24 protein-coding genes are annotated in these 25,551 nt (G+C 69.2%); 11 read left to right on the top strand and 13 right to left on the bottom strand.

Annotated features, from left to right (window positions below; translation table 11 throughout):
• Positions 1–111: 111 nt before the first annotated feature.
• The 4 genes from MK786_RS09140 to MK786_RS09125 all read left to right on the top strand — a co-directional run bounded on the left by MK786_RS09140 (position 112) and on the right by MK786_RS09125 (position 4,248).
• Positions 112–864, top strand: coding sequence for an IclR family transcriptional regulator (locus MK786_RS09140; RefSeq protein WP_241111912.1), 753 nt, complete (start codon positions 112–114; stop codon positions 862–864).
• A gap of 85 nt (positions 865–949) precedes the next feature.
• On the top strand, positions 950–2,137 hold the full coding sequence (locus MK786_RS09135; RefSeq protein ID WP_241111911.1) for a 4-hydroxybenzoate 3-monooxygenase: 1,188 nt from the start codon (positions 950–952) through the stop codon (positions 2,135–2,137).
• Positions 2,138–2,248: 111 nt separating this feature from the next.
• Positions 2,249–2,947, top strand: coding sequence for an ABC transporter ATP-binding protein (locus tag MK786_RS09130; protein WP_241111910.1), 699 nt, complete (start codon positions 2,249–2,251; stop codon positions 2,945–2,947).
• Positions 2,944–4,248: an ABC transporter permease gene (locus MK786_RS09125; RefSeq protein ID WP_241111909.1), complete on the top strand. Its 1,305-nt coding sequence runs from the start codon at positions 2,944–2,946 to the stop codon at positions 4,246–4,248. The genes MK786_RS09130 and MK786_RS09125 overlap by 4 nt, the downstream gene beginning before the upstream one ends.
• A gap of 141 nt (positions 4,249–4,389) precedes the next feature.
• On the opposite strand, the gene MK786_RS09120 is transcribed toward MK786_RS09125, so the two are convergent.
• A complete protein-coding gene (locus tag MK786_RS09120) occupies positions 4,390–4,710 on the bottom strand; it encodes a LysR family transcriptional regulator (RefSeq protein WP_241111908.1) in 321 nt (106 codons plus the stop codon).
• A 35-nt stretch (positions 4,711–4,745) separates the two neighbouring features.
• Positions 4,746–5,828, bottom strand: coding sequence for an alanine dehydrogenase (gene ald, locus MK786_RS09115; protein WP_241111907.1), 1,083 nt, complete (start codon positions 5,826–5,828; stop codon positions 4,746–4,748).
• 175 nt (positions 5,829–6,003) lie between these two features.
• On the opposite strand from ald, the gene MK786_RS09110 reads away from it, so the two are divergent.
• The 4 genes from MK786_RS09110 to MK786_RS09095 all read left to right on the top strand — a co-directional run bounded on the left by MK786_RS09110 (position 6,004) and on the right by MK786_RS09095 (position 9,138).
• Positions 6,004–6,474: an Lrp/AsnC family transcriptional regulator gene (locus tag MK786_RS09110; RefSeq protein WP_241111906.1), complete on the top strand. Its 471-nt coding sequence runs from the start codon at positions 6,004–6,006 to the stop codon at positions 6,472–6,474.
• 66 nt (positions 6,475–6,540) lie between these two features.
• A complete protein-coding gene (locus tag MK786_RS09105; protein ID WP_241111905.1) occupies positions 6,541–7,308 on the top strand; it encodes a 3-oxoacid CoA-transferase subunit A in 768 nt (255 codons plus the stop codon).
• Positions 7,305–7,961, top strand: a complete 657-nt coding sequence (locus MK786_RS09100) for a 3-oxoacid CoA-transferase subunit B (RefSeq protein ID WP_308220035.1) — start codon at positions 7,305–7,307, stop codon at positions 7,959–7,961. Before MK786_RS09105 ends, MK786_RS09100 begins: the two co-directional genes overlap by 4 nt.
• Before the next feature lies 1 nt (position 7,962).
• Positions 7,963–9,138, top strand: coding sequence for a thiolase family protein (locus MK786_RS09095; protein ID WP_241111904.1), 1,176 nt, complete (start codon positions 7,963–7,965; stop codon positions 9,136–9,138).
• Positions 9,139–9,195: 57 nt separating this feature from the next.
• Here the strand turns inward: MK786_RS09095 and MK786_RS09090 are convergent, their stop codons facing one another.
• The 5 genes from MK786_RS09090 to MK786_RS09070 are packed head-to-tail and all read right to left on the bottom strand — an operon-like array spanning position 9,196 to position 15,107.
• On the bottom strand, positions 9,196–9,651 hold the full coding sequence (locus tag MK786_RS09090; protein ID WP_241111903.1) for a nuclear transport factor 2 family protein: 456 nt from the start codon (positions 9,649–9,651) through the stop codon (positions 9,196–9,198).
• Positions 9,652–9,658: 7 nt separating this feature from the next.
• Positions 9,659–11,185 carry an aminomethyl-transferring glycine dehydrogenase subunit GcvPB gene (gcvPB, locus tag MK786_RS09085; protein WP_241111902.1) on the bottom strand — a complete coding sequence of 509 codons (1,527 nt, stop codon included), beginning with the start codon at positions 11,183–11,185 and terminating at the stop codon, positions 9,659–9,661.
• Positions 11,182–12,579 carry an aminomethyl-transferring glycine dehydrogenase subunit GcvPA gene (gene gcvPA / locus MK786_RS09080; RefSeq protein WP_241111901.1) on the bottom strand — a complete coding sequence of 466 codons (1,398 nt, stop codon included), beginning with the start codon at positions 12,577–12,579 and terminating at the stop codon, positions 11,182–11,184. Before gcvPA ends, gcvPB begins: the two co-directional genes overlap by 4 nt.
• Positions 12,580–12,613: 34 nt before the next feature.
• Positions 12,614–13,708 carry an ATP-NAD kinase family protein gene (locus MK786_RS09075; RefSeq protein WP_241111900.1) on the bottom strand — a complete coding sequence of 365 codons (1,095 nt, stop codon included), beginning with the start codon at positions 13,706–13,708 and terminating at the stop codon, positions 12,614–12,616.
• A 28-nt stretch (positions 13,709–13,736) separates the two neighbouring features.
• Positions 13,737–15,107 carry an aminotransferase gene (locus tag MK786_RS09070; RefSeq protein ID WP_241111899.1) on the bottom strand — a complete coding sequence of 457 codons (1,371 nt, stop codon included), beginning with the start codon at positions 15,105–15,107 and terminating at the stop codon, positions 13,737–13,739.
• A 119-nt stretch (positions 15,108–15,226) separates the two neighbouring features.
• Here MK786_RS09070 and MK786_RS09065 point away from each other — a divergent pair, with 119 nt between their 5' ends.
• Genes MK786_RS09065 through MK786_RS09055 form a run of 3 tightly spaced genes read left to right on the top strand, consistent with a single transcriptional unit; the run spans position 15,227 to position 18,676 of the window.
• Positions 15,227–16,696, top strand: a complete 1,470-nt coding sequence (locus MK786_RS09065; protein WP_241111898.1) for an NAD-dependent succinate-semialdehyde dehydrogenase — start codon at positions 15,227–15,229, stop codon at positions 16,694–16,696.
• 41 nt (positions 16,697–16,737) lie between these two features.
• Entirely contained in the window at positions 16,738–17,541 is an 804-nt protein-coding gene (locus MK786_RS09060; RefSeq protein ID WP_241111897.1) for an IclR family transcriptional regulator C-terminal domain-containing protein, read from the top strand.
• Between the two features lie 52 nt (positions 17,542–17,593).
• Complete coding sequence (locus MK786_RS09055) at positions 17,594–18,676, top strand: NADH:flavin oxidoreductase/NADH oxidase (RefSeq protein ID WP_241111896.1); 1,083 nt, start codon at positions 17,594–17,596, stop codon at positions 18,674–18,676.
• Between the two features lie 384 nt (positions 18,677–19,060).
• On the opposite strand, the gene MK786_RS09050 is transcribed toward MK786_RS09055, so the two are convergent.
• From MK786_RS09050 to MK786_RS09025, 6 genes are all read right to left on the bottom strand, one after another.
• The gene (locus MK786_RS09050; RefSeq protein ID WP_241111895.1) at positions 19,061–19,633 is read right to left on the bottom strand and encodes a YdeI family protein; all 573 of its coding nucleotides are present in this window, start codon (positions 19,631–19,633) and stop codon (positions 19,061–19,063) included.
• Positions 19,634–19,830: 197 nt separating this feature from the next.
• Positions 19,831–20,136: a hypothetical protein gene (locus MK786_RS09045; protein ID WP_241111894.1), complete on the bottom strand. Its 306-nt coding sequence runs from the start codon at positions 20,134–20,136 to the stop codon at positions 19,831–19,833.
• A 494-nt stretch (positions 20,137–20,630) separates the two neighbouring features.
• Positions 20,631–20,957 carry a (2Fe-2S)-binding protein gene (locus MK786_RS09040; protein ID WP_241111893.1) on the bottom strand — a complete coding sequence of 109 codons (327 nt, stop codon included), beginning with the start codon at positions 20,955–20,957 and terminating at the stop codon, positions 20,631–20,633.
• Positions 20,954–21,898, bottom strand: a complete 945-nt coding sequence (locus tag MK786_RS09035; protein ID WP_241111892.1) for a dihydrodipicolinate synthase family protein — start codon at positions 21,896–21,898, stop codon at positions 20,954–20,956. Before MK786_RS09035 ends, MK786_RS09040 begins: the two co-directional genes overlap by 4 nt.
• A 49-nt stretch (positions 21,899–21,947) precedes the next feature.
• Complete coding sequence (locus MK786_RS09030; RefSeq protein ID WP_241111891.1) at positions 21,948–24,644, bottom strand: FAD-dependent oxidoreductase; 2,697 nt, start codon at positions 24,642–24,644, stop codon at positions 21,948–21,950.
• A gap of 3 nt (positions 24,645–24,647) precedes the next feature.
• Complete coding sequence (locus MK786_RS09025; protein WP_241111890.1) at positions 24,648–25,490, bottom strand: transporter substrate-binding domain-containing protein; 843 nt, start codon at positions 25,488–25,490, stop codon at positions 24,648–24,650.
• Positions 25,491–25,551: the final 61 nt, after the last annotated feature.

Here is a 25,551-nt window from a genome sequence, read left to right as displayed (position 1 = left end):
CTCCTTCGACGCGGTGAGGATGCTGGCATCCATGGTGCGATGGCAGCGCGAAGCGTGGGCCGAGGATCCCACTCAATGGGAATCGCGTCGAGGAAGTGTCATGCTGAGCACATGGCGAACTCACCGTCCGGAGAATCGGTCACCGACCGCCTGGTGCGCGTGCTCGAGACGTTCACCCCCACCCGGACGGCTCAGACCGCGGCGGAGATCGGCCGTCGCAGCGGGCTGCCGAGCTCGACCGCCCACCGGATCGTGAGCGAGCTCGTCGAGGCAGGACTGCTGGAGCGCGATGACGAGCGGCGAGTGCGGATCGGGATCCGCCTGTGGGAGCTCGCCACGCGATCGTCCTCGGCGCTGCGCCTGCGTCAGGCGGCCCTGCCCTACATGGAGCGCGTTCAGCAGCGCGTGCGCGAGCACACCCAGCTCGCGATCCTCGAGCACGACGAGGCCCTGTTCCTCGAACGGCTCAGCGCCCCAGCATCCGGCTCCAACGTCACCCGAATCGCGGGAAGACTGCCGGTCCACGCCTCGTCCTCGGGCCTCGTGCTGCTCGCTTTCGGCGACCGGGCGCTCCAGGACAGGGTGATGTCGGGGCCGCTCGTCCGGCTGACTCCGTCGACGCTCGTCGACCCGGCGCAGCTGCGACGCAAGCTGTCGGAGATCCGCACCGTCGGGCATGCGATTGCTCCGGGGTACATCGAGGAGGTCTCCACGGGTGTCGCCGTCCCGGTACGCGACGAGACGGGCGCCGTGATCGCGGCGCTCTCGGTCGTCCTCCCGCGGGACGCGGAGGTCGAGTTCGCCCTCGTCGAGCTGCACCGGGCGGCCCGCGACATCGAACGATCGCTCGGCTACCGCCACTGACTCGCCTCCCGTTGATCGGGAATCGCTCGGATGCTGGGCCCCCGGGCACCGCAGAATGATCCGGTTCCCCGTCGAAGGAGACGACATGACCACGACCGTCCGAACCCGAGTGGCGATCATCGGCGCCGGCCCCGCAGGCCTCCTGCTCTCGCATCTGCTCGCCGACGCCGGCATCGAGTCGATCGTCATCGACCAGCGCTCGCGCGAGGAGATCGAGAGCACGATCCGCGCCGGGATCCTGGAGCAGGGCACGGTCGAGATCCTCGAGTCCACCGGCGCTTCGTCGCGGGTCCGCACCGCGGGGAGCCGCCACGACGGCATCGAACTGCGGTTCGCGGGCGAAGGCCATCGCATCGACTTCGACGCCCTCGTCGGCCGGTCGGTCTGGCTCTACCCGCAGCACGAGGTGCTGAAGGACCTCATCGCCACCCGCCTCGCCGACGGCCAGGACCTGCGGTTCGGCGTCACCGCCGAACGGGTGGAGGATGCAGCATCCGACCGCCCGCGCGTGATCGCCACCGATGCCGGCGGTTCGCCTCTCGTGATCGAAGCCGACTTCGTGGTCGGCGCCGACGGATCACGCAGTGTGGCACGTGAGGCGGTGACCGGCTCATCCACCGGCGGTTACTTCCGGGAGTACCCCTTCGCCTGGTTCGGCATCCTGTGCGAAGCGCCGCCCTCGGCGGCGGAGCTGATCTACAGCAACTCCCCCGACGGATTCGCCCTCGTCAGCCAGCGCAGCGCCACCGTGCAGCGGATGTACTTCCAGTGCGATCCCGAGACCGACCCGACCGGGTACTCCGAGGCCGAACTGTGGGATGCGCTCCAGCGCCGGGTACCCGGGACGACGCTCAACGAGGGCCCGATCTTCCAGCGCGATGTGCTCCGCTTCCGCAGCTTCGTCGCGCATCAGCTGCTGAACGGACGCGTCGCTCTCGTCGGCGATGCCGCGCACACCGTCCCGCCGACCGGCGCGAAGGGCATGAATCTGGCGGTCGCCGATGTGCTCATCCTCGAACGCGCACTGCGCGCCTTGCTGCTCGACCGCGACGACCGGCTGCTGGCCGCATTCCCTGAGACCGCACTGCGCCGCATCTGGAAGGCGCAGCACTTCTCCTGGTGGATGACGAGCATGCTGCACGTGGCGCCGGATGCCTCCGACTTCGACCGGCTGCGCCAGCTCGGGGAGCTGCGCTCCGTCGTCGAATCCGAGGCCGGCAGCACCTACCTCGCCGAGGCCTACACCGGCTGGCCGCTCGACGCGACGCGCTGATCACCGCGGTCGCACTTTCAGATGTCGCGAGGGATTGCTCCGTAACGCGCCCGCACCTCGGCGAGATCGCTAGGTTAACTAGGGATGTTGCCTTCAGAGCGAGGGAGTGCCATGAGGACGCCGATCATCTCGGTTCGGGACGTGCACAAGTCCTACGGCCGGAGACAGAACCGCTTCGATGCCCTGAGAGGCGTCAGCTTCGACGTCCACGAGGGTGAGAGCGTCGCGATCGTCGGCAAGAGCGGCTCGGGGAAGTCCACCTTGATGCACGTGCTCGCGCTCCTGGACGCCCCCACCTCGGGCACCGTCGAACTCGAGGGGATAGACACCTCCACCCTGCGCGGCAGGCGACTGAACCGGACACGAAACAAGACGTTCGGCTTCGTCTTCCAGCAGTTCTTCCTCACGGGCAACTCCTCCGTGCTCGAGAACGTGATCCTGCCGCTGAAGATCGCGGGCGTCGGTCGCTCCGAGCGGCTCCGCCGCGGCCACGCGGCGCTCGAGCAGCTCGAGCTCGACGACAAGGCCAGGAACAAGGCGGTCGATCTGTCGGGCGGGCAGAAGCAGCGCACCGCCATCGCGCGCGCGCTGGTGAACGATCCGCGCATCATCTTCGCCGATGAACCGACGGGCAACCTCGACTCGACCACGGGCGCGATCGTCGAAGACATCCTCTTCGGGCTGCATCGCGACCACGGGATCACCCTGATCGTCGTCACCCACGACGAGGATCTGGCCAGTCGCTGCGATCGACGCCTGCTCATCCGCGACGGGCTCCTCGTCGCGGACTCCGCGGCGGTGCACGCATGAGGACCATCGATCTGATCGCCTCCGCGGTCGCGAACACGTTCCGCTCGAAGACGCGGACCATCCTCACGATCCTGGCGATCTTCGTCGGCGCCTTCACGCTCACGCTGACGAGTGGGCTCGGCACCGGGATCAACGCCTTCATCGACGACACCGTCACGTCCATCGGCGCCTCCGATGTGATGACGGTCACGACGACCCCCGAAGGGGCGACGGGCGTCGACGCCACGGACCCGGTGAAGTACAACCCGGATGCCATCGCGAGCGGTCAGCCCGGCCCTCCCGGGTCGACGGTGGTGGCGCTCACCCCCGAAGATCTCGAGGCCATCGCGCGGATAGACGGCGTGCTCGACGTGCAGCCCACCCGGGCGATCTCGCCCGACTACATCCAGGCAGGCGACGGCACGAAGTACGTCATCGGAGTCGGGATCCTCATCGCGGGACAGACGATCCCGCTCGAATCGGGAGTCGTGCCCGACGACGCCGCCTCCGCCCTGCAGCTCGTCCTCCCCGTCGCCTTCGTCGAGCCGATGGGCCTGGGCGATCCGGAGCGGGCCATCGGTGAGACAGTGACGCTCGCGATCACCGACGCCGAACGCACCCAGCACTTCGTCGAGGCGACCGTGGTCGGTGTCGCCGAGGAAGGCCTCGCGTCCCCCGCAGGCGCGACCATCGTGCCGAACACCGCACTCAGCGACGCGCTCTTCGACGCCCAGAACATCGGCGTCCCCGACGACGAGGTGGAACGCTACGCGCAAGCGAGCGTCTTCTTCGACCCGGCAGCCACCGACGACGACGTCACCGCGCTGAAGAAGCGTCTCAACGATGCCGGCTACACCGGATCCACCGTCGCCGATCAGCTCGGGCTGTTCAAGACCGTGATCGACGGGATCGTGCTCGTGCTGAACGCGTTCGCCATCATCGCCCTGCTCGCCGCGAGCTTCGGCATCGTGAACACGCTCTTCATGTCGGTGCAGGAACGCACGCGCGAGATCGGCCTCATGAAGGCGATGGGCATGGGCAACGGGCGGGTCTTCAGCCTGTTCAGCCTCGAGGCCGCATTCATCGGATTCCTCGGCAGCGCGATCGGAGTGGCCGTCGCCATCATCGCGGGCAGCGCGCTGAGCTCGTCGCTCTCCACAACGCTGCTGGCAGACCTGCCGGGCCTCACCCTCATCGCTTTCGACCCTGTCGCCATCGCCGGCATCATCGTCGTCGTCATGGCGATCGCCTTTCTCGCCGGCACCCTCCCGGCGGCCCGGGCCGCACGCGCCGATCCGGTGGAGTCGCTCCGCTACGAGTAGCAAGGCGCGCGGAAAGGGTTCGCGGGGCTTCGACGTGGCGGTGACGGCGGGATCTGGCCGGTGATGAGGTTGGTGTCGACAGCGTGGTTCGCCCACGGCTGTGCCGGCTCGACGACCCCGCCGCGCTCACACAGGGCAGACTCAGCCCTCGAGCACCCGACTCGAGGTCGGTGAACAGCCACCGGCCCGCGCCGCGGCGGCGACGGCGGCGACGGCGGCGTCGAACCGCCGCACCTCGGCGATGAGCTCTCGGGCCTGCTCGGCGAGCTGCAGTCCGTGCTGAGTCGGGCGGATACCGCGGCCGTCCGGTTCGAACAGAGCAACCCCCAGCCGCCGCTGCAACCGACCGAGGTGCCGCGACACCGCCGCCGCACTGTATCCCCTGCAGCGAGCAGCTGCCACGACCGAGCCGCACTCGACGACCGCGACGAAGCTGCGCAGCGTGTGGAGATCGGTGATCATGACGTCCGTGTCACGTGGCGGTATCCGACCGGCACTCAGAGCGAGAACGCTGCGCGGACCGCCGCGTTGGTGACCTCGCCTCTGCGCACGTTCAGTCCGAGTGCCAGCGCCTCATCGGCCCCGGCCGCGGCATCCCAGCCCTCGTCGGCCACAGACGTGACGTAGGGGAGAGTGGCGTTGACCAGCGCACGCGTCGAGGTGTGCGGGGCGGCGCCGGGCATGTTGGCGACGCAGTAGTAGAGCGAATCGTGCACCGGGAAGGTGGGCTCGTCGTGGGTTGTCGGGCGCGAGCCTTCGAAGCATCCACCCTGGTCGATCGCGATGTCGACGAGAACCGAGCCCTTCTTCATCCCGGCGACCATGTCGTCCGTGACCAGCTTCGGCGCTGCGGCGCCGGGGATGAGCACCGAACCGATGACGAGGTCGGCCTCGGCGAGCTGCTCGGCGATCTCGTAACGGGTCGAGTAGCGCGTCTGGATGGCGCCCTGATATCGCGCCTCGAGGTAACGCAGCTTCGGCAGGGAGATGTCGATGACGGTGACGTCGGCTCCGAGGCCGAGCGCGTTCGCCGTGGCGTGCTCACCCGCGACGCCGCCGCCGATGACGACGACCTTCGCCTTCGGGGCGCCGGGCACACCGCCCAGCAGCATGCCGCGGCCTGCGGGACTGACCAGCGCGTTCGCGCCGACGGCGATCGACAGCCGGCCGGCGACCTCGCTCATCGGGGCAAGAAGAGGAAGTGCCCGGTCGGGTGTCTGCACGGTCTCGTAGGCGATCGCGGTCGTGCCCGACTTCACGAGCGCGTCGGTCAGCGGCCGGTCGGCGGCGAGGTGCAGGAAGGTGAAGAGGGTGAGGTCATCGCGCAGGTGGCCGTACTCGGCGGCGATCGGCTCCTTGACCTTGACGACCATCTCGGCCGATCCCCAGGTCTCGGCCGCGCTGTCGACCAGGCGAGCGCCGGCGATCCGGTAGGCGTCGTCCGAGAACGCGCTGCCCAGTCCAGCGCCGCTCTGCACGGTCACGGTGTGGCCGCGGCGCACGAGGGCGTCGACGGCCGCGGGGGTCATCGCGACCCGACGCTCGTTGTTCTTGATCTCTTTCGGCACACCGATGTGCATCAGGGTCTCCTCCCGCTCTGGTGACGGTCCCGCGACCGCCAAGTCGGTTAGAGGTTCGCAAAAGCTTCCGCGAAAAGCACTACTCGTCGAATGTTCACGAGACTGGATGCGGTAATTCAGCGATATACGCTGGTGATTGTTCGGTGATACCGGGATCTACGGAATACTCTTCACCATGCCAGGTGCTCTTGATGCCGTGGACGAGCAGATCCTCGCCCTGTTGTCGACCGAGGGACGCATGACGAACGCCGCGCTGGCCGACATCCTCGGCGTCGCGCCGTCGACCGCGCATGCGCGGATGCGCTCCCTCATGGAACGAGGCGTGATCACGGGGTTCCATGCCGCCGCCGACCAGACGGCGCTCGGCCGCGGACTCCAGGCGGTCATCGGCGTGACGCTGAGGCCCGGCGCGCGGCACGAGAGCATCCGCGCGTTCACCCACCACGTGCGCCGACTGCCCGAGGTGCTGCAGGTGTTCTTCGTCGGCGGGTCCGACGACTTCCTGGTCCACATCGCCGTCGCCGATTCCTCGGCGGTGCGGCAGTTCGTCGTCGAGCGGATGTCGGCGCACCCCAGTGTCGCCTCGACGCGCACGAGCATCATCTTCGAGTACCACCGCAACGGCCTGGCGGCCGACTTCGATTGACTCGTCGTTCGCCGCATTGTGCAGTAGAGTGGGCGCAGAACGAACAGGTGTACGTAAGCCGAACACATGGAGGCCGGTGTGATCGACAAGACGGTGCCGGATGCCGCGGCCGCCGTCGCCGGCATCGCTGACGGTTCGACGGTGATGATCGGCGGGTTCGGGCGGGCCGGTCAGCCCGTAGAGCTGATCGACGCCCTCATCGACCAGGGCGCGTCGGGCCTCACGATCGTGAGCAACAACGCCGGCAACGGCGACATCGGCCTCGCCCGGCTGCTCGCACTCGGTCGGGTGCGCCGCGTGGTGTGCTCCTTCCCCCGCCAGCACGACTCGTGGGTGTTCGACGCCCTCTATCGGTCGGGCGAGATCGAGCTCGAGGTCGTTCCGCAGGGGAATCTCGCCGAACGCATCCGCGCCGCCGGGGCGGGGATCGGGGCCTTCTTCACCCCCACCGGCGTCGGCACCGAGCTCGCCGCAGGCAAGGAGACACGAACGATCGACGGGCGCGAGTACGCGCTCGAGTACCCGATCCATGCCGACGTCGCGCTCGTCAGTGCGCTCAAGGGCGACCGCTGGGGCAACCTCGTCTACCGCGAGACCGCCCGCAACTTCGGTCCGATCATGGCCACCGCGGCGGCGACGACCGTCGTGCAGGTCGACCAGATCGTGCCGCTGGGGTCGCTCGACCCCGAGTCGGTCGTCACACCCGGCATCTTCGTCGACCGCGTGGTCGCCGTGGGCGCGCGGGCTTGGCTGCACGACGGCGCCTTCGTCGGCGGCGTCGACATCGAAGGGCGTCCGCTGGCCGAGGCGTCCGCAGAAGGGGACGGATCGTGACGACCCGCATCACGCGACTGGAGCTCGCAGCCCGCATCGCCGTCGACATCCCCGAGGGCTCGTACGTCAACCTCGGGATCGGTGCTCCCACCCTCGTAGCCGACTATCTTCCCGACGACCAGGAGATCATCCTCCACACCGAGAACGGGCTCCTCGGGATGGGACCGACTCCCGTGACGGGCTCGGTGGACCCGGACCTCATCAACGCGGGCAAGCAGCCCGTGACCGCTCTGGCCGGTGCGGCGTACTTCCATCACGCCGACTCGTTCGGCATGATGCGCGGCGGGCACCTCGACGTCTGCGTGCTCGGCGCGTTCCAGGTGTCGCAGTCCGGCGACCTGGCCAACTGGTCGACGGGCGCCCCCGGCGCGATCCCGGCCGTCGGCGGCGCGATGGACCTCGCGATCGGCGCCAAGTCCGTGTACGTCATGACCGACCTGCTGACGAAGGCGGGCGAGCCGAAACTCGTCGCCGAGTGCACGTACCCGCTGACCGGCGTCGGCTGCGTCACCCGCGTCTACACCGACCACGCCGTCTTCGACGTCGTCGACGGCCGCTTCCGCCTCCGCGAGGCGTTCGGCGACAACACCCCGGCCTCGCTGGCCGAGCTCATCGGCCTCGACATCGCCGGCCCCCACCCCTCCGGAATGTGACATGACTCAGACGCACATCTACGACGCGGTCCGAACTCCGTTCGGTCGAGCCGGCGGAGCGCTCTCGCACATCCGACCCGACGACCTCGCCGCGCACGTGATGCGGGCTGTCGTCGAACGCCAGGACTTCGACCCTGCACGCATCGCCGACGTGATCTTCGGCGACGCCAACCAGGCGGGGGAAGACAACCGCAACGTCGCCCGCATGGGAGCGCTGCTCGCCGGGCTGCCCACGCCCGTGACCGGCACCACCGTCAATCGCCTGTGCGCGTCAGGCGTCGAGGCGGTCATCCAGGGCGCGCGGGCGATCGAGTCTGGGGATGCCGAGATCATCCTGGCCGGCGGGGTCGAGTCGATGAGCCGGGCGCCCTACGTGGTTGAGAAGTCACCCAGGCCGTGGCCGGCAGTGGGCAACCAGACACTGTGGAACACATCCATCGGCTGGCGGATGACCAACCCTGCGCTGCCGACGCACTGGACGATCTCGAACGGCCAGTCGGCCGAGAAGATCGCGCGCGAGTGGGGCATCACCCGCGAGCAGCAGGACGAGTTCTCGGTCCGTTCCCACCGTCTGGCCGCACAGGCGTGGGCCGACGGGATGTACGACGCCGAGTCGGTGCCCGTGGCGGGCGCCGACCTCTCGCGCGACGAGGGCATCCGCGACGACACGTCGGCGGAGAAGCTCGCGGGGTTGAAGGCGCTGTTCGCATCCGACGGCTCGGGCACGGTGACGGCGGGCAACTCCTCCCCCATCAACGACGGGGCGTCGGCGGTCCTCCTCGCGGGTGAGGGCGTGCTGCCGGGAGAACCGCTCGCTCGCATCGCGGGGCGGGCGGCGCACGGCGTGGATCCCGACGTCTTCCCGATCGCCCCCATCGAGGCGGCGAACAAGGCGCTCGCCCGCGCCAGCCGGACGTGGGCCGACGTCGACTTCGTCGAACTCAACGAGGCGTTCGCCTCCCAGTCCCTCGCCTGCGCTAAGGGCTGGCCCGACTTGGACCCCGAGCGGATCAACATCCACGGCGGCGCGATCGCGATCGGCCACCCGCTGGGTGCATCCGGCGGACGCATCATCGGACACGCCGCGCACGAGCTCGCCCGCCGGGGCGGCGGTGTCGCCGTCGCGGCGATCTGCATCGGCGTGGGTCAGGGTCTCGCGGTGGTGCTGGAGCGCTGAGCCACCTCGTCGCCGGCCCTCCCTTCGTCACGCCGAGCACGCGTGACACGCGCCCGGTCAGCCCTGGGCGGCGGGGATGATCTGATCCACGAACCGCGCCTCGGTGTTCACCCGGCGGCGAGTGAAGACCCAGCGACCGTCGATGCGGGCGTACTCGTCCTCGTAGCGGATGAGGAAGTTGTGGCTCAGGTCGAACGGGAGCCGCTTGTTCTGGTGGAAGTCCTCATAGAGGTGGTGTGCGACGCAGTAGACCTCCCCCGAGGCGCGGTCGCCGTCGAGAGAGATCTTCTGCGTCGTCACCGAGTGGAGGGTCTTCTTGTAGCGCGCGAGCTGCTCTCGCGGGATCCGGAGCACGTCCTCGAGTCCGCGCGACGAGCTGCCACTCTCGAACGCGATGTCATCCGAGAACAGCGATGCCCACTCGTTCCTGTCATCCCGGTCGAGCGCGATCGCGTACCGGTGCGACAGGTTCTTGATCGCCAGCTCGTCGAGGAGGTCCGACAACTCGCTCACGGTCAGGTCATCCCTGCAGGTGCTTGCGGCGATACGCAGCCCACGTGACGGCCCACGTGTCGGGGTTGTCGAGACCCGACCCGTCGATCTGCGCCACCACCTGATTGTGCGGGGCGGTGCGAACGAGCTCGGGGTCGCGGCGACCCTCTTCGAGCACGTGAGCCAGCACGGCGATCCACTCGTCGAGGTCTTCCTTCGACCACATCTCGCCCGCCTCGGGCGTGAACGGCTCGGGCACGATCCACGGCTCGTGGGCCAGCCAGTACGCGTCGATGCCGAAGTCCGTCATCCGGTTCTGCACGTCCACGGTCGACAGGCCGGTCTCGGCGGTGTACTCCTCGAGCGAGTATCGCGTCATCTCCATGCGCGGCAGCGCCTTGCCGGGGAACGACATGGTGACGCCCTTCAGCGCCATCAGCTGCTTCTCCATGTAGTTGTTGGCGAGGAGGGAGAGATCGGATGCCTCGCGCAGCCCGTCCGTGCCCATCGCCCGGGTCCACGAGTAGGCCTTCACCAGCTGCTGCACGTTCCCGAGGAACTCCCGCACGCGTCCGACGCTGTCCTCGGGCTCGATCAGGTCGTAGACGTCGCCGTTCTTCACGATTCGCGGACCGGGGAGGAACCGGGCGAGCTCTTCGGAGCATCCGTACGCCCCCACCGACGGCCCGTTGCCGCCCTTGGGCACACCGAACGTCTTGTGCAGCATGTACATGCACGCGTCGAAGCCGAGGTCGCGGGCGCGCAGGCGGGTCATCACGCCGTTGAAGTTCGCGTTGTCGTAGAACGCGAGCCCGCCGACCTCGTGCACCGCGTCGATGAACTCCTTGATGTGCGGGTTGTAGATGCCCATGTCGTCGGGATTGTTCAGCATCAGCGCGGCCGTGTTCGGCCCGATGACCGCCTTCAGCGCCTCGACCGACGGGTAGCCGTCCTCTTCGATGGGCAGCGTGATGACCTCGAATCCCGCCGCCTTGGCGGTCGCCGGGTTGCAGGGGTGCGCCTGAGCCGTGGTGACGATGTGCGTCCGCTGCGCCAGCTCGCCACGTGAGGCGTGATAGGCCCGGGTGACGACGGCGTGGAGGTATGCGGCATCCGCCCCTCCTCCGGGCTGGAAGCTGAACGCATCCATGCCCGACAGGTTGCGCAGCTCGTCCTCGAGCGAGTGCACGATCCCGAGGAGGCCCTGGTACGTCGAGGGGTCCTGGCGGGGGTGCACCGCGGCGACCTCGGAACGCGCGGTGATCTGCTCGTTCACGGTCGGGTTGTGCTTCATTGTGCACGTGCCGAAGAGGCTGATGCCCATCATGCCCATCGTCTGCTGCGACAGGTGCGTGAAGTGGCGGCGCACCTCGTACTCGGCGAGCTCGGGCAGGTCGGCATCGCGGTCGCGGCGGAGTCCCTCGGGGAAGAGCGACGAGCCGGCCTGCGGTGCCCACGACTGCGGGGGCACGACCCCTCGGCGGCCGGGCGCTCCGAGCTCGTACACGATCTCTTCGTCCCACGATGCGGCGTGGTAGTTGCGGACGGTGCTCATGCCACCACCTCCTCGATCGCCGAGATCAGTTGTCGGACGTCGTCTTCCGAGATCACCTCGGTCACGCAGTAGAGCGCGCACTGATCGAGTCCGTCGTGGCTGCCGGTCAGGTCGTGACCGCCCAGGATGCCCCGCTCCAGGAGCGCTGCGTTGATGTCGGAGACCGTGCGGCCGGTGCCGGAGAAGTCGACGATGAACTCCTTGAAGATGCGGTCGCTGTAGCGCACCGACACCCCCGGCAGGGCGTCGATCAGCTCGGCGGTGCGGCGCGCGTTGGCGGCCACCGTCTCGGCGAGCTCGCGCATGCCGGCGGGCCCGAGGAGGGCGAGGTAGATCGCCGCACGCACGGCCCACAGGTACACGGAGTTGCCCGTCCAGTCGTTGCCGAGCTCGCGTGCGCCGTAAGAGCTCTGCCCGAACAGCGTCATTCCGAATGCGCGCTCACCCTCGCGGGTGGTGGGTGCGATGCTGACCTGCAGAGTCGGGAACTGTCGGGCGTAGCGCTCCTCGTCGCGGGTGGCGATGAAGCCGCCCACGCCGCCGCCCGCGTTCAGGTGGATGCCGAGCGGCTGGATCGAGCCGACCACGATGTCGGCGCCGAACGCGGCGGGCGACGCCAGGCCGCCGAGCGAGATCGGGTCGACCCCGACGATCGCCTCGGCGCCCGCCTCGTGCGCGGCGTCGATGATCCGGGCGACGTCGTGCTCGATGACACCCCACGAGTTCGGCGTCTCGAGGTAGACGGCGGCGACGTCGTCGCCGAGGGCCTCTTCGAGCGAGGCCAGCGAGACCGTGCCCGACTCGGGGTCGATCGCGACCTCGCGGATCTCGAGCGACCCGCCGAGTTCGCGGTACCCGGCGTACGTCTCGATCACGAGGCGGCGCTCGCGGTCGATGTTGTCGGGGAGCACGACGACCGAGCGGCCGGTCATCCGTGCGGCCATCCGCAGCGCGTGACCGGCAGCGCAGCCCCAGCTGTACACGGGGAGCCCGACGAACTCGAGGTCGAGGAGGGCGCCGAGTTCGGAGGCGAACTCGAACCACGCCTGGTTTCGGCCGTGGTCTGAGCTCGGCGTGCCCCACACCGACGTGGAGATCTCGGGGCGGTTCACGATCTCATCGCACAGGGCGGGGATGTGGTGCTTCCAGTACCCGCCGCCCAGGAACGAGATGTGCGAGTCGGTCGAGATGCCGCCGCGCAGCCGGCCCTCGATGAGGCGGCGCAGTTCGAACTCCGACTTGATGCCCGGGACCGGCTGAACCTTGTCGTCGGCCCGGTGGTCGGCGGGGATCTGAGCGAAGAGCTCTTCTGCGTCCGTGATGCCGATCCCGTCGAGCAGCGCCTGTCTGCTGCCCTCCGCAGAGTTCGCCATGTACGGGTGCGACTGACTCATGTGCCTCTCCTGCTCTCGTTCTGGTTGGACTCGTTCATGCCGCCGCGTCGACGACCTTCAGCACAGTGCTCTGCCGCGGACCGGTGTGGACTCTCCGGTAGCCGAGGAGCGGATGCTGCTCCCCGTGGCCTGCCGGGTCGGAATCGACGAGCAGCACGGGCGGGAAGAGCGCGCCGACCTTCTCTTCGGTGGCGAGGATGCGGACGCGGTCGGCGCCGATCGCCGCGATGACCCGCGCGCTCAGCTCTTGGTTTCCTCGTCCGAGAAGGAATCCTTGGCCGCCGACGACCCCGAGGGCGAGGAGCGGTTCAGCCGCGGACACGACGATCTCGTACAGGCGCTGCTCGGTCACATCGAGCTCCACCGTGCCGTCGGGGTGGCGGACGTCGACGCCGCGGAGGGTCGGGGCGAAGCCGAGGGCCTCGCCGACGGTGCCCGTGGTCGTGCCGGGGCCGACGATCCACGTCGTGGCCGGATCCGCGGCGCGGACGAGGTTGTGCGCGATGGCGTGGCCGACGACCTCTGCGGCCTGCGGCCGCGACACGGTCTTCGCGCCCTGGAGCGCTTCGCGGGAGCGGGGCACGCGGAGCACGCCGACCACCCCCGTCTCGCCCTCGGCGCCCACGTCGAGCACCTCGGCGGCTGAGACGGAAGCCCGACCGGCGACGAAGTCGGCGAGCAGCCGTCCGGCCGCCTCGGGCGAACGCGAGAAGACCTCGGAGTGCATCTTCACTCCCGAGGGCACCCCGATGACGGAAGCCGTCTCGCCCAGCGCCTCGGCGAGGTCGGTGGCCGTCCCGTCGCCACCCGCGAAGAGGATCACGTCCACGCCCTGGGTTGCGAGACGTCGCGCCACGGCGATCGTGTCGTCGCGGGTCGTGGGCGACGCCGGCGCGAATCCCGCGAGCACCGAGTGCGGGACGGATGCCGCGGCCAGCGCCTCGGCGCCCAGGACTCCGGGCGCCGCGACGAGCGAGGCATCCCCTCCCCCCGCGGCGAACCTCTCGAGCGCCCGTACCAGCCGGCGCGCGGCGTGACCCGCGCTCACGGCTTCGCCGTAGCGCGCCGGATCAAGCGTGTCGGTGCCGTGGAGCGCGAGCATGCCACCGAAGCCCTCGATCGGGTTCATAAGCACACCTACGCGCACCACGACGACGCTACTTGCTCCGCAGCTCGCCGACGGCGTGGTCGAGTCCTGCACGCACACCCGCGACCATGCGCTCGAGCTCATCGGGGGTGGTCACGAACGGCGGAGAGAACGACACCGTGTCGGCGGCGGGCAGAGCCCGCGTGATCACGCCGTTCTCGAGCGCCGCCCTCGTGACCGCGCCGGCGAAGGCGCCCTGCTGGGCGAAGGGGCGCAGCGGGTCACGCGACTCGACGAACTCGACGGCGGCCATGAGGCCCCGGCCCCGGATCTCGCCAACGTTGGGGTGATCGGCGAAGGCGTTGTGCAGCAGCTCGTGGAGAAGCTCGCCGTTCTCGGCGACGCGGTCGACGAGGCCCTCGCGCTCGATGATGTCGAGGTTGGTCATCGCGGCGGCGGCGGCCAGCGGGTGGGCCGAGTAGGTGTAGCCGTGGCCGAAGCTGCCGTACTTGGCCGAGCCGTCGAGCAGCACCTGCCACACCTTGTCGCTGACGAGCACCGCCGACAGCGGCACGTATGCCGAGGTGATGCCCTTGGCGACGGTCATGAGGTCGGGCTTCATGTTCGTCGAGACGCTCCCGAACGAGACCCCGAGGCGGCCGAAGCCGTTGACGACCTCGTCGGCGATGAGAAGCACGTCGTACTTGTCGAGCACTTCCTGGATCTTCGGGAAGTAGGTGTCGGGCGGCACGATCACGCCGCCGGCGGCCATGACGGGCTCGGCGATCAGCGCGGCGACGGTCTCGGGCCCCTCGTTGACGATGAAGCGGTCGAGCTCGATCGCGAGGGTGGTGGCGAACTCGTCGTCGGTCTGACCCGGCTCGCGCTCCCACAGCCGGTGCGGCGGGCGGATGTGGCGGATCATCGGCAGCGGCAGGTCGAATCCGTCGTGCAGGTTCTTCAGGCCCGTCAGGCCGCCCGAGAGAACGGTGACGCCGTGGTAGCCGCGGCGGCGCGCGATGATCTTCTTCTTCAGGGGGCGTCCGAGGACGTTGTTGTAGTACCAGACGAGCTTGGCCTGGGTGTCGTTCGCGTCGGAACCGGAGTTGCCGTAGAAGACCTTGCTCATCGGCACCGGCGCCATGTTGATCAGGCGCTCCGAGAGGCGAGCGGGAAGATCGGTGCCCATAGAAGAGAAGGCATGGAAGTAAGGAAGCTTCAGGGCCTGCTCGCGCAGGGCCTCGGCCATCTCGGGGTGCGAGTACCCGACGTTGACGCACCAGAGCCCGGCCATGGCGTCGAGGTAGTCGCGGCCCGTCCGATCGGTGACCGTGGCGCCGTGACCCTCGACGATCGTCATATGGGGGCCGTTCTCAGCGTGCGCCGCCAGATTGGTCATCGGGTGGAACAGGTAGTTGCGGTCCAACTCCTCGACGTGCATTCAGACACCTTCGTTCGTTCGCATTACGCACTTATGGTCGCACTTCGCACATTACCCCCTATGCTGGAGTTGGTTCAAACCCGATCTCGGGATCCGCGTCAGAAAGTTGAGGGCGACCTATGACTACAACTCGTCACGAGCTCCTTGAGGGCGAACTGCTGCGCACTCAGCTCTATTACGGCGGACAGTGGCGAGACGGGTCAACGGGCGAACGACGCCCGGTCACCGACCCCGCTACCGGCGAAGAGATCGCCCAGGTCGCCGTCGCCACCGCGGAAGACGTCGAGGCCGCCGTGCTGGCCTCCCACGAGGCTTTCAAGACCTGGTCGAAGGTGCCCGCCCCGCAGCGCGCGAAGCTGCTGCGCCGCTGGTACGACCTCGTGGTCGAGCGTGCCGACGACCTGGCCGCGATCCTCACGGCCGAGCAGGGCAAGCCGCTCGCCGAGGCCAAGGCAGAGGTGCTGTACGGGGCCGGGTTCATCGAGTGGTTCGCCGAGGAGTCCAAGCGCCTCTACGGCGAGGTCATCCCCACCAACAGCCCCAACCGCCGCATGCTCACCACGCGCAGCGCCGTCGGGGTTACCGCGGCCATCACGCCGTGGAACTTCCCCGCCGCGATGATCCTCCGCAAGGCCTCACCCGCGCTCGCCGCCGGGTGCACCATGATCATCAAGCCGGCCAGCGAGACTCCGCTGTCGGCGTTCGCCCTCGTGGCACTGGCCGAAGAGGCGGGCATCCCCGCGGGCGTGCTCAGCGTCGTCAACGGCTCCGGCTCGGTCATCGGAGGGGTGCTCACCAGCCACGACCTCGTGCGCACGATCAGTTTCACCGGCTCCACCGAGGTCGGCCGCACCCTGATGGCGCAGTCGGCGGGCACGATCAAGCGCCTCGCCCTCGAGCTCGGCGGCAACGCGCCCCTCATCGTCTTCGACGACGCCGACCTCGAGAACGCCGTCAAGGGCGCGATGGACTCCAAGTTCCGCAACGCCGGTCAGACGTGCGTCTGCGCCAACCGCATCTACGTGCAGGAAGGCATCCACGACGAGTTCGTCGCGCGCCTCTCTCAAGAGGTCGCGAAGCTGCGTGTCGGCGACGGCCGCGAGCCCGGCGTCACGCAGGGTCCGCTGATCTCGCGCGCAGCGGTCGAGAAGGTCGAGTCGCACATCGCGGATGCCACGGCCAAGGGCGCCCAGGTGCTCAACGGCGGCGGCATCAGCGAGCTGGGCGGCACCTTCTTCTCCCCGACGCTGCTCGTCGGCGCGACGCCCGACATGGTCGTCGCCAAGGAGGAGACGTTCGGGCCCCTGGCGCCGGTCTTCAAGTTCTCGACCGAGGACGAGGCGATCGCGCTCGCCAACGACACCGAGTTCGGTCTCGCCGGCTACTTTTTCAGCCGCGACATCGGCCGCATCACGCGCGTCGCCGAGGCGCTCGAGGTCGGCGTGGTCGGCGTGAACACGGGCCTGATCTCGTACGAGGGCGCGCCCTTCGGCGGGGTCAAGCAGTCCGGCATCGGCCGCGAAGGCTCGCTCCACGGCATCGAGGAGTACACCGAACTCAAGTACATCTGCATCGAAGGCGTCCTGTGACGGCCGGCCGGCCGTCTGCAGACTGACGAAGGGCCGCCGACATGTTCGACACCGAGAGCGACCGCAAGTCGGGTGAGTTCATCCAGTCCCTCGACCGTGGGCTCGCCGTCATCCGGGCGTTCTCGAACGAGCGCGACCTGCTGTCGCTCGCGGACGTCTCGAAAGCCACGGGCCTCAGCCGGGCGTCGGTGCGCCGGGCTCTCCTGACGCTTGAGACGCTCGGCTACGTCGGAAGCCGCCAGAACCGCTTCTATCTGCGACCGCGCGTGCTCGATCTCGGCTACGCCTTCCTGTCGTCGTCGTCGAGCATCGACATCACCCAGGACCACCTGCGTCGCCTGTCGGCGCGGATCGGCGAGTCGGTCTCGGCGTGCGAGTACGACGACGGCGACGTCGTGTACGTGGCGCGCGCCGCGGCCGAGACGATCATGCCGATCCGGCTCGGCATCGGTCGGCGCTTGCCTGCCTTCTGCACCTCAACGGGCCGCGTGCTGCTGTCGGAGTTCGACGACGCCCGGCTCGATGAATACCTGCGCACCTATCCCCGCGAGAAGCTCTCGCCGGCCACGATCGTCGACGAGCACGAGCTGCGCGACAAGATCGCCGAGGTCCGCGCGCAGGGCTGGTCGCTCAACAACCAAGAGGTCGACCTGGGGGCGCGCTCCATCGCCGCCCCGGTCGTCGGCGCCGACGGCCGCTACGTCAGCGCCGTGAACATCTCGGTGTCGACGTCTCGGATGTCGGTCGAGCAGCTCGTCGAGGAGTACCTCCCGCAGCTGCTGGAGTCGACCTCGATGATCAGCGCCGACCTCTCCCTTCTCCGCCGCCGCCGCACCTACGAGTGAGCCGGCGCCGCCCCCTGCACGACCGAACCACCGCACGACCGAAGGAACCCGAGTGCCCCGCCTGAAGCCCCGCCTGTTCGAGCCCATCACGATCAACGGGCTCACCCTCCCGCACCGGCTGTGGGTCGCGCCCATGTGCATGTACTCCTCGGTCGACGGGATGCCGAGCGACTGGCACCTCGTGCATCTGGGGTCGTTCGCCATCGGCCGCGCCGGGCTCATCATGACCGAGGCGACCGCGGTCTCTCCCGAAGGACGGATCAGCCCGGACGACGCCGGCATCTGGAGCGACGAGCACACGGCCGCGTGGCGCCGGGTCGTCGACTTCGTCCATGGGATGGACAGCCGGATCGGCATCCAGCTCTCGCATGCCGGCCGCAAGGCCGCGACGTATCCTCCCACGCGCGGTCGCGGGTCCGTTCCCGAGGATGAGGGCGGCTGGACGACGGTCGGACCGTCACCGGTCGCATACGGCCCGTTCACCACCCCGATCGAGCTCGACGCCGAAGGGATCGCCAAGGTCGTCTCGGACTACGCCGACGCGGCGACGCGTGCCGTTGAGGCCGGCTTCGACCTGGTGGAGATCCACGCCGCGCACGGGTACCTCCTGGGACAGTTCCTGTCGCCGACGTCGAACCAGCGCACGGACGAGTACGGCGGCGACGCCCGCCGTCGCGACCGCCTGCTGCGCGAGGTCATCGCCGCCGTGCGTGATCGCATCCCCGCAGACATGCCGCTCGTGCTGCGGATCTCGGCGACCGAGTGGGTGCCGGGCGGCGTCACCGTCGCCGACACGATCGAGACCCTCCGGGGCATCGAGGGCGTCGACCTGGTGAGCGTCTCGTCGGGGGGGAACAGCCCCGACCAGCAGATCCCCGCCGGTCCCGGATACCAGCAGCCGCTCTCGCGCGAGGTGCGAGACGCGATCGACCTCCCCGTCGGCGTGGCCGGTCTCATCACGACGCCGGAGCAGGCGGAGGCCGCGCTCGGAGCCGGCGACGCGGACGTCGTCTACGTCGCCCGGCAGTTCCTGCGCGAGCCGACGTTCCCGCTCCGCGCCGCCGCTGCGCTGGGCGGCGAGCTGGCTTGGCCGTGGCAGTACAACCGCGCCAAGTACATCGAGTCCATCCCCTGAGGCGGGCATTCGCCGCGGTGAGGTTGTGCACAACCTCGGAGTTCTCGGGCGACGCGCCGTGCCACGGCATCCGACACTGTCGAATCCGGTCGGATCGCCGACGTTGTGCACGGACGCAGACCAGATGCCGCTACTCAAGCGGCGCCGCGCGACGTCAAGGTGCCAACTGAGCCTGAGCGTCAAGGCGGTGCACTACCAGCGGCCATGGCGGCCAGAATCGGCCTCGGGTGATCGCGACGCCCAGTTCTGCGACCGAGCCCGTGTGACCGACGGGCGTGGGACAGGTTGGTGCGCGGGCCGCCATGTAGCCACGAGGAACACCGGGACTAGCCAGCATCCAGGACCCGGTGTGTAATCCCCGGACGATCTTGCCTCCCGTGTGACTCAGTGGAGCGTCTCGCCCCGCGCGAGCATCGCGACGTACTGAGCGACGCGGGCAGTACGGGACTCCGGCCGTTTGAGACTGGCCACGCGGAACGCCATCGCGAAGCGGTTCTGCGCGGACTGCGCCGCGAACGCAGCGGCGATCGCGGGGTCGGCGTCGAGCGCCGCCTGGAGTTCGGCCGGCACCTCCCCGTCGCTCTGCCGGTAGGCGGCATCCCACCGCCCATCTGCCTTCGCCCGTTCGATCTCACGGTGACCGCCGGGTCGCATCCGGCCCGCCTCGATCAGTCTGGCGGCGTGCTCGACGTTGACCTTCGACCACACCCCGCGAGGCCGCCGCGGCGTGAAGACCTGCAGGAAGTAGTCGGCATCCAACGACTGCTTCTGCCCGTCGATCCACCCGAAGCACAACGCGACGTCCAACGCTTCGGCGTAGGTGATGCCCGGCTTGTTCGACGCGACCTTGCGGACGCGCAGCCTCACTCCGTCGGGATCTGGATCGGACTCCAGCCACTGCTCCCATTCCTCGACGGTGTCGACGCGCAACTCGGGCTTGGCAGAAACGGCGACCATCTTCGAACCGTAATCCCTCACACCGACACGCTCCCCTCAGCTGGCCAACGCAGCAACGGCCATTGTGGAAGCCCGCGTCGCTGGCTAGGGTCGCCATCCCGAGGGAAGGACACAGATCATGAGCCGCGATAACTGAGATACCCAAGCGAGCCCCCGCCCGACCCTGTCGCGCGGGGCTTCGTTGTCACGCGGCTTGCTCAGTCGACGGGGTGACTGTGGTCGGTCGTGTCGGGCTCCGCGCGGGCGACGTCGGCGATTTCCTCTTCGGGTCGCGGGGCGACGTTCTCGTCGACCTCGATCTCGGGAACGCTCGCCTCCCCGTCCGCAGGGATGTGCGGCTGAGTGTCGCGGTCGGGATGCGTCGGCACGATCAGCCGATCGACCAGTTCGAAGGTGTCGTACGGCTGGATGTGCAGCGCGTCGCCGAAGATCACCGGTTCTGCAACCGTCGGCCGCACACTCACTGCATCGCCCGGATCGTGGACGACAGGCACCACATTCACGTACCAGTGGTACCGCAACTCGGTTGCTATCACCGGTGCGACGGGACAGACGTACCAGCTCGTCGCCGCTGACCGGGATGCCCGCATCACCGTCCGCGCCCAGGGGCGCAAGACCGGCTACGCAACCGTCACCCGCCCGTCCACGGCCACGACGCTTATCGCCAAGATCAGCTATCCCGCCATCACCGGCACGGCAGTGGTCGGCAGTGTTCTGACGGCTGTGCCCGGCGAATGGATGCCCGGTACCGTGCTGCGCTATCAGTGGTTCGCGAACGGAAAACCCATCGCCGGTGCGACAACAGCGAGACTCCTGCTTTCCGCGGCGCACCGTGGTTCGACCATCACCGTGAAAGTCACCGGCGCCAAGACCCAGTACACGACCTACGCGCGGTCTTCGCAGTATTCGGGCGATAGTCTGCGAAAGCGGCGCGATTCTGCGAAAGAGGTGAGCAGCCGCACGAGGGAATCCGGATGCCGCTGCCTGGCGAGACCCGTCAGTGGCCGTGCGCGGCCTCGGCGTCGGCGGCCGTGCCCGACCCGACCTGGTGCTCCACCGTCATGCCGTCGCGCACCCAGGTGACGCAGGTCCGTGTCTGAGGCACGCCGTCGACCACCATCACGCAGTCGAAGCACACGCCCATGCCGCAGTAGTACCCGCGGGGGTCGGCGTCGCCGGTCTGGCGCAGGCCGAGGCCGCGGCCGGCCATGACGGCCGCCGCGACGCTCTCACCCTCGTACGCCTCTGCCGGTTCGCCGTCGATGAGGATCTCGACGCGGCGTCCGCGCTCGAGGCCGTGTCCGGCGACCCTTCCCGAGCTCATGCCCGGCTCGTCTCCGGCTGCAGCAGGCCCTCCTCGACGAGCACGGCCCGCATGGTGGCGAGGTCGGCCTCGTCGGTGACGGGCAGACGCGGCCGGCGGACGTGCCCGGCGGGCTGGCCGAGCATGTGCATGAGCGCCTTCAGCTGCGCCTGGTAGGACCCGTACAGCCCCGCCCAGCCGCCCGGCAGCCACAGCTTCGGGAAGAGGCGGTCGGCACGCCGGGCGTACTCCTCCATCGGGGCGAAGTCGCCCTCCCAGTAGTTCTCCCAGAACTCGGGGTCGGGACGGCCGTTCAGCGATCCGCCGCCGACGAAGCCGTCGCCGCCTTCGTTGCGGAGAACCTCGACGCCGCGCGCCGACATGTACGGGCCGAACACGCGCACCCGGTCGCGCACGCGGCGGGACGTCTCGAAGAACTGTTCGGCGTTCGGGGTGCTGTCCTTGATCGCGACGACCGCGTCGATGTCGGCGAGCCGGTCGGCCAGGTCGCTGTCGATGTCGATTCCCGTTCCATGCGGCCAGTTGTAGACCACGAGCGGTCCGCCCACGCGCTCGCTGATGTCTTCGTACCAGGCGACGACCTCGTTCGGGAACAGCTTGATGTACGGCGGTGGCGATGCCAGAACCCCGTCGGCACCGGCGCCGAGGGCGTGCGAGGCGAGCCCCTGCACGTTCTCGGCGGTGTTCGAGGTGCAGCCGATGAGAACACGCATGCGTCCCGCCGCGGCGGCGACCGCGGTCTCTGCCACGGCCTTGCGCTCGTCGACGCTCTGCGAGAACCACTCGCCGCACGTGCCGTTCACGACGACGCCGTGCATGCCACGTTCGGCATACTGCTCGATGAGCGCGTGCAGCGTGTCGGTGTCGAGTGCGCCCGACTCGGTGAACGGGGTGACGACGGCGGGGAAGTACCCCGCCCAGTCGACGTCGTTGCGATCCATCAGCAGCTGCTCCTGTTCGTAGTTCTGGTCTTCGTAGTTCTGGTCTGGGTCAGGCGCGAGCGCGCTCCACCGTGCGATCGAGCGAGAATCGCTCGTCGAACGGGGATGCCTCGGCCGGGTCGAGGATCATCTCGGCGATCTGCCGAGCGTAGATGGGAGAGAAGGTGAAGCCGGTCGAGGCGACGCAGGCGAAGTAGCCGGGCACCTGAACAGACTCCCCGACGATCGGAGAGTAGTCGTCGGTGAACGCGATCACTCCCGACCACGTGCGCACGACGCGGACGTCTTCGAGCTGCGGCACCACGTCGAGGGCGACGCGCAGGTTGCCGGCGGCGCTGTTCCACGTCGTCGGGTAGCGGCGGGGGTAGCCGGTGTACGGGGTGGGCCAGCCGCCTCCGATGATGAACGAGCCGTGGTGCGTCTGCTTGAGGGTCAGCCGGCGGCCGATGTGCTGCACCATCGACGGCAGCAGCGGGGTGCGCGCCTCGGTGACGTTGACGTGCAGACCCTCGCGACGGATCGGGAACTTGAGGCCGACCATCTCGCCCAGGTCGCCCGCCCAGCCGCCGCCGCAGTTGACGACACGACGGGCGCGGATCGTGCCCGAGTTCGTGCGCACGATGAAGCGGTGCGCAGCCGAGGACTCGTCGATGTCGATCGAGAAGACCTCGGCGCGGGTGCGCACGCGCGCCCCGTGCTCGACCGCTCGGCGCGCATACAGCGGCGCCACGATCAGGGGGTTGGCGTGCCCTTCGAGGTCGCAGTACGTCGCGCCGATCACCCGGTCGGAGAAGTATGGCGCGCGATTGCGCAGCTCGGCCCCGGTGAGGACCTCGGTGTGGATGCCGGCCTCTTCTTCGAGCAGGTGCTTCTCGTGCAGGAGCGTGAGCTGCTCGGGGGTCTCTGCGACCATCCAACCGCCGGTCTGGTGCAGGCCGACGTCGGCGGCGAGCTCGTCGCTCAGCGTCTTCCATAGGTCGTACGCCTCGACGCTCGCCCGCGCGTCGCTCAGCAGGCGTGCACGGTCGGCGTCGGTGCCGGCGCCCGACAGCTGGTGGATGGCGAGCTGGAAGTGGAAGCTTCCGGCGTTGGTTCCGGATGCTTCGCGGTTGAGCTGTCCGCGATCGACGAGTTCGACCTCCACTCCGCCCTTGGCGAGGTAGTAGGCGACCGCGGTGCCGGCGATGCCGCCGCCGATCACCAGCACGTCGGTGTCGGTGACCGGGCCGCCGGTCCGCCCGACGATCTCGGAGAGGACGACGTCGGTGCGCTCCGGTTCGAGGGGCGCGTCGTCCTTGCGCTGGAAGAGACCCGGATCGACCACGTTCGCGTCGGCGATCGCGCCGATGCCGACCGGCCGCACGGGCATGCGGGGGGTGGCGGGGGCCACCTCGGCCATGGGCACGCCGCTCTTCTCGGCGATCATGGCGGCGATGTGCCGGCCGCACATCCGGCCCTGGCAGGGTCCCATGCCGGCGCGGGTGAGCGCCTTGACGGCGCTGATCTCGGGGGCCGTGTCGACCGCAGCCTGAACCTCGGCCTGCACGACGCCCTCGCAGCGGCAGACGGTGGTGTCGGCATCCGCGAGAGCGAAGACTCCGTCGCCGACGCCGTACATGCGCTGCGTGGCGCGGGTGAGCGCCCGGCGGCGGGCCAGCCGGCGCAGGAGCGGGCGGGCCGCGGCGGACGCCGCCCCGGCAGTCAGCAGGCCGGCGTCCTGTGCGACGGCGTAGGCGGCGATGCGCCCTTCGTCGGCGGCGACCGCCGAGCCCTCGACGCCGGCGCCGTCACCGGCCGCGTACACGCCGGCGACCTCGGTGCGGCACCATTCGTCTTTGCGGACGACGGGGCCGCCCAGGTCTTCGACGGTGTCGAAGCTCGCGCCGGCGAGGCGCAGCAGCTCTCCGCTCGGGGTGAATCCGTAGCCGACGCAGAGGACGTCGGCGTCGACCGACTCCTCGGTGCCGGGGATGACGCGCCACTGCGAGTCGACGCGCGCGTGCACGACCCGCTCGACGCGCCCGTCGCCCTCGGCGCGGACCACCATGCGGCGGTAGCGAAGCGGGATGCGGTGCGCGATGAGCGAGGACTGGTACTTCGCGGCATCCATCAGCAGCCCGACGTTGCCGGGCGCGACGGCGGCGATCTTCGCGAGATCGACCGGCGACGGCGCGGGGCCCGCTTCGAGCGCGGTGACGATGTTCGCCCCGAACCCGGCGAGCTGCGCCGGGAAGGCGAGTGCGACGGGGCCCGAGCCGGCGAAGACGGTCCGCTGGCCGGGGATGAACGACTGGGTCTTGGCGAGGGTCTGGAGTCCGCCGGCGGTGATGACGCCGGGAAGCGTCCAGCCGGGGAAGACGACGGGACGATCGTGCGCACCGGCGGCGACGATCACGCGACGCGCGCGGATCGACGCGACCGGATCGCCATCGGTGTGCGCCATGGCGACCCAGCCGTCAGGGTCGGGCTCGAGGTCGACCACGCTCGTGCGCAGCAGCACGGTCGCATCGGATGCCTCGGCCTCGTCGATCAGCTCGCGTCCGGCGAGGTACTGCTTGCCCATCGCCTTGGCGTCGGTCACGCGCATCCCCGGTCCGGGCTGCTTGTAGACCTGTCCGCCGAGGGTGGGACGCTCGTCGATGAGCACGGTACGAAGTCCCGCATCCGCCGCCGTCGACGCCGCCGCCATTCCTGCGGGGCCTCCTCCGACGATCAGGACGTCGTACTCGTGCTCATCGACGGGCATAGGTCAGCAGCCTCCGGGCATCTCGGGCATGGTCGGAGCCATCCACTTGGTGTAGTACTCCTCCAGCGTCCCATCGTTCTGCGCCTTGCAGAGGAACGCGTCGAGCGCCTCCACGAGCGCGGAGTTGTCCTTCTGGACGCCCCACGCTCCGTAGTAGAGGCTCAGCGGCTCATCCAGGTCAAGGGCGGTCAACTGGTCGGGGTTCGAGCGATCGAACTCGGCGAGGATGTAGTCCTCGACGACGACAGCGTCGGCGCGGCCGGTGGCGACCTCGAGCAGCGCGGCGTTCTGGTCGGGGAAGCCTGCCACCGTCGCGTTGGGGAAGGTGTCGCGCACCAGCTGCTCGCCCGTCGAGCCCTGGAGAGCCGTGATGACTACGCCTTCCTTGTTGTAGTCCTCGATCGTCGAGCCCAGCTCGGAGCCCGGAGCGACACCGAGGATGGTGGCGTAGGGCACGTAGCCGCGGCTGAAGTCGATGACTTCCTTGCGCTCGTCGGTGGCGCCGAGGCCGACCGACACCATGTCGAACTGCGCGGCCTGGAGGCCCGGGATCAGCCCGTTGAAGTCGAGGTTCTGGATGTCGAGCTCGACACCGAGTTCTTCGGCTAGCGCGTTCAGGAGGTCGACGTCGTAGCCGCTGGGCGTGTCGCCCTCGAGGAACATCTGCGGCTTGTACTGCAGGTTCATGCCGACGACGAGGGTGCCCGGCGTCATGAGGCCGATGTCTTCGGCGCTGCCGCCGTCGGACTCCTCGGGAGCGGCCGAGCCGCCTCCGCCGGCGCAAGCCGTCAGCGCCAGTGCTGCAGCCGCTGCGGCGGCGACCAGTGGCAGGCGGAGGCCTTTCATACTGAATCGTGCGTTCACGAGATTCTCCTATCGATGTGATTCGGGTTTGGTGCGGATGTGG

It is taken from the genome of Microbacterium sp. CFH 31415, from assembly GCF_022538185.1.
In the GTDB taxonomy this organism is placed as follows: domain Bacteria; phylum Actinomycetota; class Actinomycetes; order Actinomycetales; family Microbacteriaceae; genus Microbacterium.
Note: the sequence above shows the minus strand (reverse complement) of the source record. Positions and strands in the feature narration are given on the sequence as shown.

Bases quoted from the DNA above. Each gene is read 5' to 3' on its own strand.
- MK786_RS09040 (WP_241111893.1), bottom strand. From the start codon at position 20,957: ATGAGCTCGGGAAGGGTCGCCGGACACGGCCTCGAGCGCGGACGCCGC.
- MK786_RS09140 (WP_241111912.1), top strand. From the start codon at position 112: ATGGCGAACTCACCGTCCGGAGAATCGGTCACCGACCGCCTGGTGCGC.
- MK786_RS09035 (WP_241111892.1), bottom strand. From the start codon at position 21,898: ATGGATCGCAACGACGTCGACTGGGCGGGGTACTTCCCCGCCGTCGTC.
- MK786_RS09125 (WP_241111909.1), top strand. From the start codon at position 2,944: ATGAGGACCATCGATCTGATCGCCTCCGCGGTCGCGAACACGTTCCGC.
- MK786_RS09070 (WP_241111899.1), bottom strand. From the start codon at position 15,107: ATGCACGTCGAGGAGTTGGACCGCAACTACCTGTTCCACCCGATGACC.
- MK786_RS09095 (WP_241111904.1), top strand. From the start codon at position 7,963: ATGACTCAGACGCACATCTACGACGCGGTCCGAACTCCGTTCGGTCGA.
- MK786_RS09135 (WP_241111911.1), top strand. From the start codon at position 950: ATGACCACGACCGTCCGAACCCGAGTGGCGATCATCGGCGCCGGCCCC.
- gcvPB (WP_241111902.1), bottom strand. From the start codon at position 11,185: ATGAGCACCGTCCGCAACTACCACGCCGCATCGTGGGACGAAGAGATC.
- MK786_RS09075 (WP_241111900.1), bottom strand. From the start codon at position 13,708: ATGAACCCGATCGAGGGCTTCGGTGGCATGCTCGCGCTCCACGGCACC.
- ald (WP_241111907.1), bottom strand. From the start codon at position 5,828: ATGCACATCGGTGTGCCGAAAGAGATCAAGAACAACGAGCGTCGGGTC.
- MK786_RS09050 (WP_241111895.1), bottom strand. From the start codon at position 19,633: ATGGTCGCCGTTTCTGCCAAGCCCGAGTTGCGCGTCGACACCGTCGAG.
- MK786_RS09060 (WP_241111897.1), top strand. From the start codon at position 16,738: ATGTTCGACACCGAGAGCGACCGCAAGTCGGGTGAGTTCATCCAGTCC.
- MK786_RS09105 (WP_241111905.1), top strand. From the start codon at position 6,541: ATGGAGGCCGGTGTGATCGACAAGACGGTGCCGGATGCCGCGGCCGCC.
- MK786_RS09130 (WP_241111910.1), top strand. From the start codon at position 2,249: ATGAGGACGCCGATCATCTCGGTTCGGGACGTGCACAAGTCCTACGGC.
- MK786_RS09065 (WP_241111898.1), top strand. From the start codon at position 15,227: ATGACTACAACTCGTCACGAGCTCCTTGAGGGCGAACTGCTGCGCACT.
- gcvPA (WP_241111901.1), bottom strand. From the start codon at position 12,579: ATGAGTCAGTCGCACCCGTACATGGCGAACTCTGCGGAGGGCAGCAGA.
- MK786_RS09030 (WP_241111891.1), bottom strand. From the start codon at position 24,644: ATGCCCGTCGATGAGCACGAGTACGACGTCCTGATCGTCGGAGGAGGC.
- MK786_RS09025 (WP_241111890.1), bottom strand. From the start codon at position 25,490: ATGAAAGGCCTCCGCCTGCCACTGGTCGCCGCCGCAGCGGCTGCAGCA.
- MK786_RS09120 (WP_241111908.1), bottom strand. From the start codon at position 4,710: ATGATCACCGATCTCCACACGCTGCGCAGCTTCGTCGCGGTCGTCGAG.
- MK786_RS09110 (WP_241111906.1), top strand. From the start codon at position 6,004: ATGCCAGGTGCTCTTGATGCCGTGGACGAGCAGATCCTCGCCCTGTTG.